The organism is Pseudoalteromonas luteoviolacea CPMOR-1, assembly GCF_001625685.1.
GTDB classification, from domain to species: Bacteria; Pseudomonadota; Gammaproteobacteria; order Enterobacterales; family Alteromonadaceae; genus Pseudoalteromonas; species Pseudoalteromonas luteoviolacea_K.
Window position 1 is genome coordinate 226,732 of the sequence record NZ_AUYC01000012.1, and the last position, 16,480, is coordinate 243,211.

The following is a 16,480-nucleotide window of genomic DNA, read 5'->3' on the forward strand; positions in this document are numbered from 1 at the left end:
GATGGACCCAAAAATTGTTTATAACACTCAACAAGCACTGAAGACGTTTTTGACTGAGCGGATTTTGTCTATGAGCAAAGGCGGAGATACCGAGTTAGAAGGGGATATTGCATTGAGTTTTGTCGCGCCCGATAAGGCCTTTTATGACAAACAGGTGAGTGATGAACCGACAGTAAACTGCTATCTAATTGGTGTAGCAGAGGACACGACACGCAGACAAAGTGAGCCACCGAGAAGTTATCTAAATACAGCTCAGACTCATAGAGTGCATTATAAAGAGCCTCGATTTGTATCGTTAACTTATATGCTGACGGTCTGGAGTAAAGCGGAGATGGGAAGTGCTGAGTTAGAGCATATGGTGCTGAGTTACTTACTGTGTGGCTTAGGGGCTTATGACTTTTTACCAGAGGACATTCTTACGATGTATGGCGTGGAAGATAAGCCTTATGGCATTCGAACGCAGTTGTTTGGTAATGAACATAGCGAAAAAGTAAGTGGGCATGTCTGGCAGGCATTAGGGTCCACACCCAAGCCTACACTGTTGCTGTCTTTGTCAGTACCTGTGCCAGTATTCACGCCAGATATATTGCCGATTGTTCAAGATATTGAAACGCAAATGGATAACAAATCGGTTTAATCCTAGCTTTGTTTACCCGCAATATTTTCTTGCTACTGAACTTCCTCCCTTCCAGTGGCAAGTCCCCACAATACACGACTAATTATCAAAGGTTAACTATGAAACATTCAGAACTGAATACGGAGTTACGCGGCTATTTTGAAAATGGAGACATTCCTACACAAGAGGAATTTCGTAAGCTCATAGATGCGGCAACGGATAACTCGACAACATTTAGCTTACTGGCCCATTTGTTCGGCACTACAGTAGATTGCGCAGTCAGTGAGTCCAACCTTGATTTGCAATCCGACTTGACTGAAATTCTATCACCATACTCACTAGTACCTGGTGAGCGAGTGATCATATATCTTCAGCAAGACGTGACTCAAAATGGTGTCTACATTTACGATGCATCTTCAATAGAAAGCGCCGCGACGTTGACCAAGCAAACCATTAATGAATATGAAGGCATGTTAATTAAGGCTAATAGGTCATTGGATAACAGTGCCAGCTACTTTCATTATGTCATGCTGAACGAAACCAGCGAAAACTTGAATTGGTACAAAGTTGAAAACTTTGACGTACCTGAGTATTACTCAGAGCATATTCAAAACGCGCGTTTTCCTGTTGAAGTTGATTTGACTCAGCAAGGAGATATTACACATAGTAAGTTGACGGCAGACTATTTGGTTGGGGATGGTGAAGGCATCACAAACCTAAATAATGCTCACCTTCCAGCTCATATCGATTTGACACAAGTGGCGAGTGACTCAAGTATCACCGCAAAAAGTATAACCGGACATGGTGGCTCGCTGACCGATTTAGATGCAGGGCAATTGACTGTTGGACAAGTGCCGCCTCAAAGGTTAAATTTCGCAGATACAAATGATTTAAAATCTGGCGGCACAGATAAAATACTCAGTGCAGATCACGGTCAGTGGTTAAATCAAAAAGTAGAGTCTTTGGGCGTCTATACATTCAATGAAGTGATGATCACTTGTGCTGAAACGTCTATTAATATTGATGTCTCGCTACCACTTAATACTCTGGATGATATTGTACTTCAGGTAGGGGATCTAATTTTATTAACCGCACAAGATGACCCATCTGAAAATCAAATTTGGCAAGTTCAATTAGATAAATCGTTGGCTGTGCCTGCTGCGGCTATTTCATTATATCAGGGCCTTGCTCTCTCAATTTCTGCAGGTACTTCCCACCAACATAAAGTATTTGTATTGACCTCTCAATTTATTAATCACTCTGGTAAAAGTGAAAATCACTGGCAAGACTCGTCGCAGATTGCACTTGTTGGCGCTGGTTTAAAAGCATTTAACAACCAAATTTCTGTTGATATTGCGACGCCAGCTGATATCGAGGCGGGACTGGCAGATAAATTATTGGATGCTGCGCAATTTAAAACGCAGCAATCTTCGGGCTCAAATGCTTTAAAAGCAGATTACAACGCTAAAATCACGGTTCAAAAGGAGCGAATTGACAGTATTTTAGAAGCCAGTGATGCCGATGCGGACTCGTTTAAAGAAATTGTTGATCTTATCAACTCTGTCGACACTGAGTCGGATCAAGCTTTTGCCAATTACGTTTTAACAAATGATGCCCGCAGCGCTCAGATAGAAACAGAGTTAGCAAATGAATCTAATACGAGAAGCCAACAAGTTGCTACATTACAGAGTGCTTTGCAGCAAGAAGTTACCGACCGAACTGCGGACTCTACGAATCGTTATACTAAAACAGAGTCAGATCAACGCTTTTTGAAATCGGTCAATACGCAGTTAGTTGGTTCCGTCGACATTACCCAAGCGACCTTCTCGGGCGATATGGCTGTCACAGGCGCGATAACAGCAACAGGAGATGTCACAGCATTCTCTGATGCTCGCCTGAAATCCAATATCAAACCGATTGAAAATGCGTTGGCTTCGATTCATAAGCTGGAAGGTGTTACGTTTGAACGAGCAGATGTTGATACTGGTAGACGTTATACCGGACTGATCGCACAAAATGTTGAGCAAGTCATACCTGAAGCTGTCTATGAGCAAGATGAATATATGTCAGTGGCTTATGGTAATTTAGTTGGCTTGTTAGTTGAAAGCATAAAAGAGCTCAATGAGAAAGTGGTGGGGCTTGAGCAAAAAATAGTGAAACTTGAGTCTAACTAAGGGGAGTGAAGCATAATGACTTTACAAACGAGTGGACCAATATCACTTAAAGATATCGGTGATGAATACCGTGATACTCAGCCTTTTGAGCTTGGTTTTTATAGTGAACACGTCACTAAAGTACCTGGAGATACGATTGCAATTAGTGAATTTTATGGGAAATCTGCACAAACGATACGCCTAGAATTGAAAACCTTTGAAGTTTATACGCAGCGCACAGCAATCATTCCAATTGCTAATATCCTTGAAGGGAGTTTTGATGAATATAGCAACGGGCAAGATCCAGTGCGGTTGATAGCTGTACACACACCTCAGTTTGGCACAGTGCGGATAGAGGGAGCTAACATCGAGTTTACTTCAAATAGTGGGATCGGAAGCGCGGCAGGCTTTGATTATGTGGTAGAAAATAGTATAGGGATCCGAAAAACAAACTTCGTCACAATGTCAGTCGTTGCTGTTCCGCCTATCGTGTGTAACCCTGATACGTTTAGTTTGCAACAGGGGGAGTCTGTATTTATCAGTAAGCAGCAACTCATTGTAAATGATGAAGATGGTTCTGGTACTGGCTTGTCTTTAATCGGTGTATCGAATGCACAGGGCGGTACAGTGTCTCTTAGTGGCGATACAATTACTTTTGTGTCTACGGGTCTTGCAGAGCAACCAGCGCAATTTTACTATAAAGTGCGCAACGGCCACGGTGTTGAGCAAACAGGCGTCGTCTATATAAATATTACGCCATTGCCTGAGCTTGAGTCATACATATACCGCACTCAGCAACAAGCTGATCAAGCACGACAAGACTACAGACCGCCGACGGTACAAGATATATTCAACAACTGGGCGAGATTTAACGGCAATGAGTATTTCTTAAACAAGCAAGACGCAGAAAATCGCAATAGCGCTAACGCAAAAGCATGGTTCTACCAAGCTTCTACAGACAGTGTTGTAATGCCACTTAATGTTTCACCTGCGAACGGGTTTGTATCCGCAGAAAAAGTTGATAACTATACACTAGAAGCGACGTTATCCTCTGATAGTACAGACAATGATACCATTGGTGTGGTTGCCGCGTTTGTCAGAGAGGGGAATATAAATTATGTACTCACTATTGTCTTGAATACAGGCGGTACTCCCCCTAACGCGACAGGGTGTGGTGTATATTTTGGTTATGCTGGAGTGGGGTCTGGGTCTGATAAGCTTTTAGGACAGTATAATATTGGAACCGGTGGTAGTTGGAGCAATAAACGGGTTCGTGTAAAGGTTCAGCGTCAAGGGGATATTTTTAAATTCTATGTGACTCCTTGGGATCAAACTGGCAGCTTTCAGTCGGCCAGCGAAATTGTGGTTGATTTAAATAATGACACTGATTTGCATCGCTTCAAGGGTAAGCAATCCTATGGCTACATTACTTACTCTCAGCCTAATTCCACTTATCTTGATATCGATTTACGGGGTGGCCTAGATGTATCAAAAATATATGATGCACAAAATAACGATGTTTGGGAATATGTAGGCAGTACCTGGCAAAGAGTGTCTGGCAGTATCCAAACTCACCTTGGCTACGTTCGAAAAGCATATAATCCGCAAAGTAAAGAACGCTTCTTAATATCTCCAAATGAAGTTAATTATCTAGGTAACTTAGTAGAAAACAGTGTGTGGGATACAACCAAAATACTAGATGAAAGGCAGTATATATTAGCCGAGCAAACATTATCACAACATGGGGCACCTGCCGGTCGACGCATGTTAGCACTATATACAAAGGGCAAAGAAGAAAAAAATTATCTGAAAGATAAGCCGAGTGTTTCATCTATCTCAGCCCATACTCACCACAATAGCAACCCGGGTTTTAATAACATTGGTAGTCGTAACTGGTTTACTGATAATCAAATAGATTTAGCGATTACCGATTTTGTTGGGGGCACTGTGGTATTCGAAGGGGGAGTCGTTGGCATTATCACAAGCATAGGTAATGACAATGGCACCAGTGCGTTTGTGCATTATCAAGTGGCAGATTATCGTCTTTTTGAATATATCCCTTAAGTTTCACTTTTAACCTCACTCATCACAGGTACTTCACCATTACGCCGTCCAGTTAGGACTGTTCCCCATAGCTAATTCGATTTTCTAACCCGTTGCGTGTGTTTATACACGCAACATTTATCAAGGAGGCCTTATGGCTCAAAAAACGCTCTCTGGTATTCTCGCAGCGATTGATGCTGAACAAATTGCAGTGAATATGACAGCAACGAAATCACTTTATCGTTATACCGGCATTATTGACCGTGTGAATAGCGCTAAAAAGGATACGAATGTCGATTTGTCGACAGCAAACAATGACAACTATTTAACCAACACGTTGAATCTTGCCGATGGCGACAAGATTTTGCTTACCAAGCAATCTACGCCTTCTCAAAATGGTGTGTATCAACGAATTGCTGACACACTTAACAAAGTGACGTATCCAAACATTGAGCTAGGTAACTTAGTTGAGTTACTTGGTACACCGCCGACCTCATCTACTGTGTTTTATAAATTGATGGAAGGCGATCAGTGGAGTGAAGTCACCTTAAGTGACGGCGCGATCGCAGTTTAATTATGAACTGGTCAAGCGATATGCTTGGCCAGTAATTTACGCGGGGTTATGAATATGGCTGCAGGGTACGTCAATGTTAATCAATTACTAGATAGATTTATGAGGCACCAACGTCATATAGAACGATTTGTTGGGTTCATTGGTGTCTTAGATGTGGTTTTCGATACTCATCAGAATATAGATTTACCTCTACCCCCAAGCTATTGGCAAATGTATGTGTTACTGCTAGCACAAAGAGATAAAACAGAGAATGGCATATATGTGATAGGTGCGTCTGGTCTGTGGGAACGTGCAGCTATTGAGCTGGAGCTAGGTAACATAGTGTCAGTAAATACAGCACAAAATGGGGGCGCTGAAAGTTACTTTAAAGTCACTGAAATATCTCATACAGGCCAGGTTTGGCAAGCACTTCACCTTCCTAAAAATGAGATCAGCACGGCAAGTGGTCTTAAACTTTCTTAACCTCATGCAAGGAGTGTAAATGGCAATGCAGCTTCGAAAAACGCTTAAATCTTTTTTTAAGCGCGGCGCAAAGCCGACAGAATCACAGTTTGCCCAGTGGCTAGATGCATGTTTATTGCAAGGTGAAGATGGTATTGCAAAGCGTAGCACGGGCCTAGAAATCACTCAAAACTTGAAGATCAGTGGCAGTTTAATTGTGGAAGGCACATTTTGGCTTGCTGAACAAACACAAACAGCATCGCTACATACAAAAGCAACGCAGACAAATGGGGTGCCAAATGGGGCCGTTTTTCTATACCACGGTCAGTCAATACCGCTAGGCTACGGGTTATGCGATGGTAAAGACGGAAGACCACTGCTAAATACCCCGCCAGGTGGAGCTGACCACCTTCACTACATAATTAAACTGCCGTGACGTCACAAAACAAAAAACAGGGCATATACATGACAGAAGAAGCACGTGCAAAAAAGCTTAATGAGGTGTTTAATGGCGTCGGTTATGCGCAATTAAAGCCAGCACCCAAAGCGACTTTTTTGACTGAACAACAAAAACAAAAATGTGTATTTAACAAAGCGCCAGAGGCTGATATATGGTCAGCACAAGACCCGTCACCACAAAACGATTGCTGGCATAATCAAGCTTGGATCGCCCTTTATTTTGATCTGCTTACAGCTTGGCTACACGACATAAAAGGCAATAATCTGTTAAACCAGTCTGAGCCAATATATCTATTGTGTCTTGGAGAGGCGCGTTACGCCTTTGGTTTGGCGTTAATGAATAAACTTTTGGAAGAGGGGCCACAACAAGGCTTGGAAGAATTCAATGTGTGTTTGTTGTTGATGGAAACAGACAAAACGGCACAGGCACAGCTTTTGCGCCACCCCGATTTCAGCCATTATCATCAGATTGGAAAAGCACACATACTAGATTGGAGTATATCTTCAGAACAGCCGTTACCGCATCAAGATATTGACGAAACGATGCTTGCATTAGGCGCAAATCCAGCATTCATGATAGCTCATGGTGTGCTTTCTAAGTTGCCACAGGCGATATATCATACACACTACCAAGATCTTTACCGAGCCGAGATAGCAAATATCGGCCCCAGCAACAGTGCCGCAAGCACTGAAGAGGCTAATAGCCAAGAGCTGCCGCTACTTTGGCGTATGAAAGCGCACTCACCCTCGGATAAAGCTGAGGATAAAATTCGACTTGCATATCAGTGGTTCAAGACGAGTATAGATCTTGAAGTCGGGCACGGCGACATAGCTTTGCTATTTGACGACATATTGAGAAAAGAGTTGGCAAGCGGGAGCTGTAAACCTATCGCGCTTCCAATCAATGCGGTACAAGTATGTATGCGTTTAGAGCAGGCTTTTGACAAAGGGGTATGTCATTTAATTAGCGATCATTTGACGCCAGAGCACGGGCTTAATCTTCCAACAGTGATTACACAAACTGGGGTGGAGTTACCTTTAGATTTGAAGGCATTAAGTTATGTGAGTTCGGCTGTAACCCATACCCAAATAAAAAAACACGAAGGCACAGAGATGGCGACGTGTATGAGGTTAGGCCATCAAAACCCAGCGGAATTTATTTACACGCAGCATATATTTGAGAAAGCCTGCTCTGAGCATTTACCCAGTTGCCAGGTAAATATCTATGAAAGCTTAAAAAGCTGCTCTGAGAGCTTAACTGAGGCGCAAATGTTAGCGTTTGCTAGATTCTGCAAATATGATCCAAATGTGTTGCAGATTTTCCTCCCACAATTGCTCAAGCAGGGGGTGTCTGTTGAAAATCGTATACAGTGGTGCGGTGTACTCTCTCAAGTTTGGCAAAATCACATTGTTGCCTGTAGACAAGAGTCTTTTGCTTTTGCACTAGGCTTGTTGGCCATTGATCTTAGCCATTGGGAGTTAGCGAAAAACTGTATGCTGGCTTGTATGGAAGTTAATGGGCCTAGTACAGCATATTTACACAATTTGGCATTAGTGGCTTGGGCTACTGGGGAGCAAGAAGTGGCGAGTCAAAGCGCAGAATTGGCACTTGATTTCAGTCCTGAAGATGCGCAAGTAAAGCAGCTTAATATCGATATTGCTACTTATCAGCAGCAAACTAACCAACTATCTTGGTTTGAAAAAGGACTTAGGTGCACTCGATGCGAAGTGTCAGGGCTCAGAATTTTACCACTTGGAGCACATCAGTTAGGTGAGTTTTATATTCAGTATCGACAAGATGATATTGCCGAACGCCTGCGTGGTTTGAAAATTGATCAGTTTAATCACTTACAAGCAGTTTGGCCGACTTGGCTTGAAGAGGGACTGCGTGGTGAAAAGGCGCATTTTGCACTCGTTCATGAGTCTTTTGGTTTTGTGGGGGCAATTGTTGTGGACTTTTATCCGCTGCCGGATGCGATTGACAATCAAAATTCGCAACGTCATGCACACTTATCGTTTTGGGTGGGGTGCGATTACCAGCATCGTGGTTTTGGAAAAATAGGGGTTAGCTTGGCAGTAGCCACATTAAAACAGCGCTCGCTCAAACTGAACATCTCTCATATTAAGACCTCTGCGTGGGTACATAACACGGCCTCTCGGCACATTTTAACGCAAGTTGGATTTAACGCGTTGGAAGAGGCCATAGGCGAAGGGGCTGAGCAAGAAGTGTTTTATCAATTAGCACTTGTGAATTAGAAAGTGAAACAAGCACTCATTTTAAGCTGTTTCGAGTCGATCTAGAAATATATTGACCATTGGTAAGCACCCATGCTTAAAGTCAATGAGCACAATACCCTCCGTTTTATTTATTCAGAAATACCTCATATAGCAGAGCTCAAATACTCGTAAACTACTAAAGGACCGCCCACTATGATGTCAGATATGGATGCTTCATACTTGCTTGATAGCGAAGAACAGAAGCAAAGGGACAAAGCCCGCCGTCAAAAAAGAAACCGAACGGAAGAAGCGTCTTCTCGTTTTCGAGAACGTAGTCCTATTCGGGAGCCAAAGCACAACCTATCTCGGCAAAACTCAGATATGAGTATGCAAGAAGAGGATATTGAAACAATTGTGCTTGATGATTTAGATTACAGTGAGTCGATTTCAGAAGATGAGTATGACAATTTTATTCCTATATTAGATCAGTACTCGACTGATTTGACGTCGACTGAAAAAGTTGAACAAGCAGTTGAAGTCATCGGTAGCAGCCATTTTGATGTGTTGATGGATGAGGAGCAAGTTTATGATGTCGCACAACGGTACTATCAAGTCGTTGGCGCGAGGCTTAGCCACATTTACAAACTGCTTCTTCCAGAGAGCAAGGATGTTGACTTTGCGTTCAAAGTCATCAATCAAGTGGCTCAAAAAGATATGCCCGGAGTTAACTTAATTCAAAACTTTGCTTATCAATACAACCCATATTTAATAGGGACTTCATTCTCAATTAACCCTGCATGGAATATAGCCATACCTGCTGGAGGCAGCGAAGAAAGGGTACGTGAAACTGCTGGTTCAGATTCGATAAATGATACAAAAATTAAGTTTTTTGCGGCCAAAGACTTTAAGTATAATAATGCATCCGGTGCTGATGTAACGATTAGTAATATTGTTGGTGATAAAGTTGAGGCTCGATTATCTCGTTTAGCCCCCAGAGGCGAGTCTGCTGAAGTCAATGCCGATCAAAGCGATTTGATGAAGAATAAGCTTGTTTATAATAACAACGGGAATAATGCCAATGAAAAAGGGTGGATCCGTGGCCACCTTCTCAATGACAACCTAGGCGGCTCAGCACTGAAGTTTAATTTGTATCCTATTACAGGATCTGCGAATAAAGAGCATCACGCTCGAGTTGAATCTCATGTAAAAAACCTCGTCGAAGCCGGTTATATTGTTGAATATAAGGTAGAAGTTGTACCAACTGTCCCTGCACCTCATCAAAAAGAAACCGCCCCTGGGTATAAAAGCGGCGCTGCGCCCAAGGCAAATTTAGTATGCGAGGTAAAAATTTTAAGTGATATCAGTACGGATGCGGCGAGTAATTACCATCCTGAAGGGTCGTTTTCAGTGACCATCACATCTGAATACAAAACCAAACATGCCTCCACAGGAGATGTGTCGACTTTAAAGGCATTTACAAACAAAGCGGTTAAAAGCAAAGACAACACGGTTGACAGTAAGGCATATATGCGACCTTGGACAACGAGAAAAGGGCTTATTAAGCCGTTGGGTCTTGCACATAAAGATGATAAACACATTCGTGATAAAGACTATAAAGATTGGACAGATAAGCAAAAAAATAGCAAGTTCTGGACATGGGACCAAACACGGATTGATGCGCTTAAAACGGCACTAAAAGGCTAAGTTAACTCTCACTGATATTAGAAATACCCGCTTCACACATGCATTTGCGCTTCTACTCAATACCTCTTCTAAGTTTCTATTCTTTACACAAGCAACAATAGGAAATTATTGAAATGCAACAACAAGAACAGGAGCAAGCTCCTACCTTTCAAAGTTATCCCACGCGCACTGCGTTATCAGTGAGCAATGCACTAGACTCTGATTCTGTGAGTGTTGATCTACTCTCATCGGGCGTTGATGTTGCAAAGCGATATGCCTCACAAGTGGTTTGGGATCATTTTAATGGCGATGCAACAGCTAAGCTGATTATCTCAAGTGTATTTAATTATGCGGTGGCATCATTAAAGTCTTTGAACCCATGGGTGACGGCAATCTCACAAGCACTTTTACTTTTGGCAAAAGTTCCGCCCGGTGTTGTTTCCGCTGTTTTATGGGCCATTGGCAAAATCTGGCTTTGGGCTGCAAATAAATTTTATAACGGTGGTTGGATAGCCGCTGCGTGGGGAGATATTGATGAGCCATATATTTATCAATGGTTAAAAAAAGGCAGTGATGCACATGGGGCATTACGGGCACTCGTGGATGATTTAAAAGCATGGGTCAAGTATATTCAAGATAAGCTTGCCAGTAGCGTTGCACGTTTAATTGGTGTCTCGAATTCAAGTAGTGAAGAAGAGCAAAGCGATGAGCAACAAACGGATCAAGATGCACAAACATCACCTAACATAGTGGATAATAAGTTCATTTCATTGGGGATAAACCAACCTGAATTATTGGACTGGGAAGAGGGGGCAAGTAAGCCCAAGCGCGCTGGATTACATGGTACGGGTGTTGCCAAGGTCAATCTGCTTGGTCAGCAATTTGGTGGTGATATAGATGTAAAATTACCATTTGGCAGTGGCTGGGAAGTGGCGGTATCTCCGGTTTTTGCAAGCCAACAAGGGGTGGGTTTTAGTGGTTATATTGAAGCGCATCAAGTATTGGGCGATGAGCTGACCATTAATGAAGAAGGCCTTGCTCGTTTTAAAGCAAGCATTGTTGGGCTAAACATTGCGAACAAGCGGGTTTACTCCGATTTAATGTCACTTGATTACAATAAGCAGCAAAAAGAAGTTCATTTTGCAGGTGATGCACATGTGCCGCTTTGGGATAAAAAGAAACTGGATGGTGAGTTTGATTTAAAATTGGATACTGCAGGTAAATTCAAATCAGGCAGGACCAAAATATCTTCTAAAGATACATTCGAAGTGATCCCCAAGTTTTTGTCTATCAGCAACCCGAGTGGTGAAGTAGAAGTTAAAGAAGATGCTTCACCAGAGTTTGAGGTGAGTACTGACGCTGCGCTTTACGGCTTACCCGCTGGTGTGAAAGCATCAATTACGCAAGCAAAAGTGATGTATCACGATGAGCAATTAGGCGGTGAGATTGAGCAGGCTGATGTGGAGATCCCAATTAGCAAACACACTACAATGACGCTGGCCATGACTAAGGCTAAGTTTACAAAAGATGCAATTGAAGCTGAAAATGCTTTTATGGATCTCGATCATGATAATGCCAAAGTGCTTAATGAAACGGCCATTGTCGAGTCAGACTTTTTCTCTGGAAACTTCGATTTTGGAAAAGTGTTTGAGCTTAAGCAGTTGAAAGTCCACCAAGGGTTAAACGCGCTTAAATTTGCTGGTGGTAAATTCTCCTACGAGAAGGATAGCAACAATGGCTTGCAGTTACTTAGGGCACGTATTTTAGGCCTTGAGGCTTACTATAATAGAAAAGATCGTGAAGGTGGGATCACTGGAGAATGGCACAAAGGGATTGATTTTCCGGCTTTCTCTTTGGACTTTCCCGTTGCGGCTGGTGTTGCAGGTGTTGGAGTCGATATTACCGGGGGGTTTGAGTTTGGTGCGAGTATCGGCGCTAAGCTTAAAAATGAAGAGCAGCATAACACAGAGACACAAATGCTTTTCTCTGTGAATGGTGCAGCTTCGGCCAGTGCCAAAGCTAAAGCGAGAATTGAGGCTGGTGCTTTTGTGGGGGTCCCTTATCTTGCAAAGGTTCAAGGTGGTGTATTTGGTGAGATCCGAGGTGGTGTTGAAGGTAAGGTTGAAACAGAAGGGCGTTTGAAATACACGCGTGGCAAAGGCGGTGATAGCTTTGGTCAATTTGCCATTGATAGTGATTATCCAATGGAGGCGAGCTTTAGCCTAACCGGCTCATTAGAAGCGGAAGTAGGTGCATCGATAAAAGCCAAAGTACTGACATTTGAAAAAGAAATTGCGTCGGTATCTATTGGTGATTGGACACTGGGTGAGTACACGCTTAATGGTAAAATCAAGAAAGATCCTAATGGGAAAGGGTATATCGTTGAGCGCTCTAAAGGGGAGTTTACCGAAGGCAAACCAAAACCTGCCGAGGTAACTAAGGAGGCACTCCCAGTAGATAAGTGGGTTAATCAGTTAGAAAAAGATCATACTCATATTGAATACACCGAAGATGAAGCCAAAAGAAAGTTACCTGAGGTTGCACGTAAAACGGTATATAGTCACCTGAGTCCAATGCAAAAAGAGGATGTAAGTGAGCGATATACTCATTTGCTCAAGTTGATATCGCAGCAAAACAAGTTCACTGAAATTTATCGAGAAACCAAAGCTGATAGGGATAAGTTACCGACCAGTGGCACTTATATTTGGACCTCTAAAGTTTGGAATGAAGCGGTACAGCGCAAGAGTTTCTGGATTTTCGAAATGAGTAAGAGTAAAGCAAAAGTGGCGGATAAGCTGGATAAATATCACAAAACGCACTCTATTTTAGAGCGGAGGCTGTTACTTGCAAAGCTAGAAGAGATAGCCTCGGACTATCGCAAAAACCGCTCGAAAAACGCAGAAAATAAAGAAGCTGCCGGGGAGTTTTTAGAGAGTATTGAAAAAGAAAGGCTCATTTTAATGTAATGATCTGTTAGTCACAAACTAACTTGTTCTGATAATTGAAAAAATGACAATGAGTGTAATAAGGCGTAATAGATATTGGCTAGTGAGTTCTTTATGTTGCTAGTTAGATTTGAGTGGCTGTGAGTTCATAACTGCTCGTATCGATACAACATGTAAAAGGAACATTGATCCATGCCAAAGCCTAATTGGCGATACACACACGCGGTCAGAGATGGCCCTTCGCTCTTTGATTCAATAAAAGCAGCCTGATGGCTGCTTTTTTTATAACCCCAAAAAAGAGGTTTACTTTTAATTTAATATATTTTTATAGCTGCATTTTTGGTTTGGACACGTTTTTAACAGCGCATCCTTACAGTACGATTTAATACTAACTAGGTGGTTGGGCATATAGTAGTCCATTGTTAAAAAATTAGTTATACCTTTTTGCCCACCATTTTTTATTTCAAAGTATAAACCTTTTGGGTTTCCACCAATATATTTGTGAGCCCAATTGGGGATGCTTAATATTAAGCTTCCTGTAAAGTTAATATCCCCTGTAGATTGTCTATATTTACCATAATCGTAAGACTTATCAATTAGAGTAAAGCGATAGCCATCATCAATTAAGTTGCTACTCGTAGGTAAGATACGGGTCTCGACGTCTTTTGAAAGCCCGTGCTTAGAAATTGAAAATGGAGAATAGCACTTATCAATAACTACGTTTTAACTGAAAAAGTAACACCCTTACAGTGAAGTTAAGCTAGTAAATAAAATTATTGATTTTATGGTGTTATATCATTTTTTAATGATTCATATTTTCTGATTTTTTAATTAATGTGTGATAACACAGGCAAAAAACGTTTACTTAAAACGAGTGATTTAAAGCGTAATCACGACAATAGTTCGGTTTAATCTGTGTTTACTACATCATAATACGCTCTTATGGGTGTGGTACCAGGTACGTAAAGTACTTAATATCCTGATAAACATGAGTTTGTGCGTTATTTTTGTCTCTAAATAAAATACAAGCGTGTTGCATTTCGTGTACAATTCGAAAAATTTTTTTAGTTATGAACTTCATGAAAGTAAACCAATTGACAGTTACCCCTATTTTGGCTTCGATATTTGTGCTGGCAGGATGCGGTGGGTCTTCAAGTGATCAACAAGACAATAATCCTGTTGTAACAAAGCCAGATGCACAACCAACTCTGACATTAAATGTTAAAAAGCGTACAGAGTGCGGTTTGGTTGCTTACCCTAATGCGAGTATTGTATTTCACGACGACAACGGTCAAGTTGTTGCGTCACATTCTAGTGATAGTAGCGGGTATTTTAGTCAGCAAATTCCCACTGGCGCTAAACATGCCTCTATTATTGGCATGGAGAATAACGGTGGCTTTGAAAATATTCGAAAAATATATACCAAGTTAGATATTTCTTCAGGCGCTGATTTTACGACAATCGAATTTCAGGACCTGTCTGCTTATTGTAAATGTAAAGAAATAGACGTTGATCTGAGTGCACTTAAAGTAACACATAGCAGGTTTCGTGTTTCAAGATCTAACGGTGGTGATATACAAGACTATCAAGATGTTGTAAAGGTCTGTGGAAATGACGAAAAGGTATATTACACTATCGATCAACCAGGCTATGATTCTAGCCTACTAGCGGTAATTGATGTGCCCGAAGGTGTAAATACAATCACAGTAAATGGTAGTGACTTTGTGCACCACAGTGCAGATTTATCGACATCACAATTTGAGCAAAAATCGAAAGTCTATTTGAGTGCTGTTGATAAGATAGGCAATCACTTTTTTCAAGATTTTGATTTTTCAGTTGAAGGTGGTGTCAATCTAAAAATGTACCCAACAGGGTTTGTTGAGCATGAACTCAGTAACTACCAGAGTATATTGTTCCATTATGAGGGGCTCCCTGTCGCTATATCAAATGGCGTGACACTGCGCTTTGATAAACTAGACCAAATTGGCGAATTGACGTTTCCAATTGCATCTACTGAGCTGGCGCAGCAATTAACTGTGGCTATTTCCTCTCTAGAGCAGGGGGATGCAGTAAGTTATGACTTTACTGGGTTAGATACACGTATTCAGAGCGCAGCATGGGAATTTAGTTTTGATACGAGCAAGTACCCAATAAAGTGGCACGTCTCTGGTGCTTTGGTTTCTGAACTACCGAGTTTTAGTTTTGGTGATGAGACCTTTTTGCCTGCGCAGAATAGACCTGATCATTCTCGTGTAATGTTGTCTGGCTTTGATGGGGCACCAGCAAGCCTTTCTGAATATCGACGTTATGTTTATCAGCGCCCTGATAAAAAAGCGCTTGGCCACCGTGTATTTATTTCCGTATCCACGTTTAATCATTCTCAACTTTAAGATATAAAATAAATGGCAGCTAATTTAAGCTGCCATTTTCAAATCGTTTCTGGTCACTACTTACTTAACGATAAGTTGGTCTTCATAAGTGTAGATACCGTTTGGATCTGTTAAGTTGAATACTTTAACAGCCATTGTTTTACCAGCAGCATTTTCACACTGAACAATTTGGTAAAGAACAGGTTGTGCAGTGTCATTGCTGTACACTTTGTCTTGTGTGAATACATCTGAATGGAAAGTATTCGAAGTATCACTACCGTGGAATAGGCCTAGAGATAGACCACGGTTAGCAACTGTGTAACAGTATGACTGGCTCTTATTTTGGTTGTTCACATTAAGCGTGCTCTTAACACGGAATGCTGAATGGTAACCAAATGAGTATGGCTGGTTTACGAACTCACCTGCAGGCTCAACTGTAATGTCCCAATTTACAATAGGCGCACCAGGTACGTTTACCAGAACGTTATACCAAGTATTGTCTGCATCATAGCAGCTTAAGTGAAGTGTTTTGTTGTGTGTTAATTTGTCTTCTGCAATTGCGTTAGTCACACCGATTGTTGCTGCATTTGCGTTAGACGCATTTGCTTGAACACCAACATTTACAACATGGCTGCTGTCAACGTTTGAATATAGGTTACCATTATCACAACGCGCGCCGTCGCGAAGTTCAATGTCAGCTGAGAAGTTGTGCGCAAACTCACTGGTGATCACGACGCGGCTTACTGGGCCCTGTGAGTAAACAGTGTGGCGGTCATAGCCATTTGTGTCAGCAACGTTGATAGGCGCAGCAACGGCACTTACTGTGGTTAATAAAGCAGCTGCAAGTGTACCTAATTTAAACATTTTCATTTTTTTTCCTTTGGTCGTTCTTTAATTCAGTTGTTTATTACTTGTTAGTTTTAGTGAGTTATCACTTGGGCCCAAAGTGTTAACGAGATGCAAAGTATCAAACAAAATGA

Annotated in this window: 11 protein-coding genes; 10 read left to right on the forward strand and 1 reads right to left on the reverse strand. The window is 41.7% G+C overall.

What is annotated here, in order from left to right; translation table 11 throughout:
* The first annotated feature begins 1 nt into the window (after position 1).
* From N473_RS02790 to N473_RS02835, 10 genes are all read left to right on the forward strand, one after another.
* A complete protein-coding gene (locus tag N473_RS02790; RefSeq protein ID WP_063366618.1) occupies positions 2–637 on the forward strand; it encodes a Pvc16 family protein in 636 nt (211 codons plus the stop codon).
* Positions 638–735: 98 nt separating this feature from the next.
* Positions 736–2,790, forward strand: coding sequence for a tail fiber domain-containing protein (locus N473_RS02795; protein ID WP_063366619.1), 2,055 nt, complete (start codon positions 736–738; stop codon positions 2,788–2,790).
* Positions 2,791–2,805: 15 nt separating this feature from the next.
* Positions 2,806–4,833 carry an Ig-like domain-containing protein gene (locus N473_RS02800; RefSeq protein ID WP_063366620.1) on the forward strand — a complete coding sequence of 676 codons (2,028 nt, stop codon included), beginning with the start codon at positions 2,806–2,808 and terminating at the stop codon, positions 4,831–4,833.
* Between the two features lie 133 nt (positions 4,834–4,966).
* Positions 4,967–5,386 (forward strand): hypothetical protein, encoded by a 420-nt coding sequence (locus tag N473_RS02805; RefSeq protein ID WP_063366621.1) that lies wholly within the window; start codon positions 4,967–4,969, stop codon positions 5,384–5,386.
* Positions 5,387–5,440: 54 nt separating this feature from the next.
* Positions 5,441–5,848, forward strand: coding sequence for a hypothetical protein (locus N473_RS02810; protein ID WP_063366622.1), 408 nt, complete (start codon positions 5,441–5,443; stop codon positions 5,846–5,848).
* A 19-nt stretch (positions 5,849–5,867) separates the two neighbouring features.
* Complete coding sequence (locus N473_RS02815; protein ID WP_063366623.1) at positions 5,868–6,263, forward strand: hypothetical protein; 396 nt, start codon at positions 5,868–5,870, stop codon at positions 6,261–6,263.
* A 29-nt stretch (positions 6,264–6,292) separates the two neighbouring features.
* Positions 6,293–8,542, forward strand: a complete 2,250-nt coding sequence (locus N473_RS02820; protein ID WP_155735518.1) for a GNAT family N-acetyltransferase — start codon at positions 6,293–6,295, stop codon at positions 8,540–8,542.
* A gap of 174 nt (positions 8,543–8,716) precedes the next feature.
* Positions 8,717–10,207 (forward strand): DNA/RNA non-specific endonuclease, encoded by a 1,491-nt coding sequence (locus tag N473_RS02825; RefSeq protein WP_063366625.1) that lies wholly within the window; start codon positions 8,717–8,719, stop codon positions 10,205–10,207.
* Between the two features lie 113 nt (positions 10,208–10,320).
* Positions 10,321–13,152, forward strand: a complete 2,832-nt coding sequence (locus N473_RS02830) for a hypothetical protein (protein ID WP_063366626.1) — start codon at positions 10,321–10,323, stop codon at positions 13,150–13,152.
* Between the two features lie 1,058 nt (positions 13,153–14,210).
* Positions 14,211–15,521: a hypothetical protein gene (locus tag N473_RS02835; RefSeq protein ID WP_063366627.1), complete on the forward strand. Its 1,311-nt coding sequence runs from the start codon at positions 14,211–14,213 to the stop codon at positions 15,519–15,521.
* Positions 15,522–15,581: 60 nt separating this feature from the next.
* Here N473_RS02835 and N473_RS02840 read toward each other — a convergent pair whose 3' ends face one another.
* Positions 15,582–16,370 carry a hypothetical protein gene (locus tag N473_RS02840; protein ID WP_063366628.1) on the reverse strand — a complete coding sequence of 263 codons (789 nt, stop codon included), beginning with the start codon at positions 16,368–16,370 and terminating at the stop codon, positions 15,582–15,584.
* Positions 16,371–16,480: the final 110 nt, after the last annotated feature.